Origin of the sequence: uncultured Vibrio sp. (genome assembly GCF_947488985.1) — a bacterium.
In the GTDB taxonomy this organism is placed as follows: Bacteria; Pseudomonadota; Gammaproteobacteria; order Enterobacterales; family Vibrionaceae; genus Vibrio.
Genome location: NZ_CANLBV010000244.1, coordinates 1 through 901 on the forward strand (window position 1 = coordinate 1; position 901 = coordinate 901).

A 901-nucleotide genomic window follows, 5' to 3' on the forward strand; every position below is an offset into this window, starting at 1 on the left:
CGAATCGAGTGAGTAATGGGTTTTACGCCCAAGTTTTCATCCAAAATATCTGCCAAAAGCTCTTCTTCTGCCGATACGTCTGAGTGCTTCACTATCGTCTCAGGTTGAGGGGTATGGATAGCGGTTTGGGGTTTCGGTGGACTCACCAAAGGGGTTTTTGGGGCGGCCTTAATAGGCATATCCACCCCTGAAATAATCAAGGTGCCTTCGTCGAGGTGCCCTGATGGTGCTGACCAGCACGGGGCGCAGGCCAACCCACTGAACAATAAGATAAGCGGTTTCATTCACGTTCCTTTACTGCGGTAGATGAAAATAAAGTTGAAATAGAGTGACTGTCATGAAGTCGTCATCGAGTCGATGTGGAGGATTAACGAACGGGCTGATAAGGCGGCAAAATAATGTCTTGGCTCACCATGATGAAAAAAGCCGTCGCATTGTCGATTTCAATCGTCGGTTGGACGTTCATGTTTTTTTGGATGAGTTCGCTGCCCGCTTGCGCGTATTGCTGTGTGACGCCATCAGCTACCGCTTCTGAAGAGGTGCGGCCATTGCTATCACTGCCACTGCTCACCCCCGCTTGTGCCAACCCAGAGATACCACCCAGCAAGGTAGCTTGACCGAACAACTTCCAAAAATGGTTGTTGACCTTACCCGTCAAACCACCTTGTCCTGTCGTATCCATGCTACTCATACCACCTAAATCCAATTTCGTGCCGTCAGGAAAATTAACCCGTGACCACGTAACGGGCAGGCGGCGCTGACCGTAAGCGACTCGACTGTCGTATGTGCCGTAAAGCTGCGTCCCTTGCGGTATCAAAATAGCGCCCCCTGTCGCACTGTCGTACACGTTTTGGCTGACTTGCGCGACAAGGTTATTGGGCGTATCGGAGTTGATCGCACT

General features: G+C 50.8%; 2 protein-coding genes. Both read right to left on the reverse strand.

Annotated features, from left to right (window positions below; all coding sequences use genetic code 11):
* On the reverse strand, positions 1-284 hold a 284-nt coding region (locus tag Q1A70_RS20140; RefSeq protein ID WP_299695843.1), incomplete at its 3' end, for a hypothetical protein.
* Between the two features lie 83 nt (positions 285-367).
* The coding region (locus tag Q1A70_RS20145) for a TrbI/VirB10 family protein (RefSeq protein WP_299697642.1) at positions 368-901 on the reverse strand (534 nt) is incomplete at its 5' end.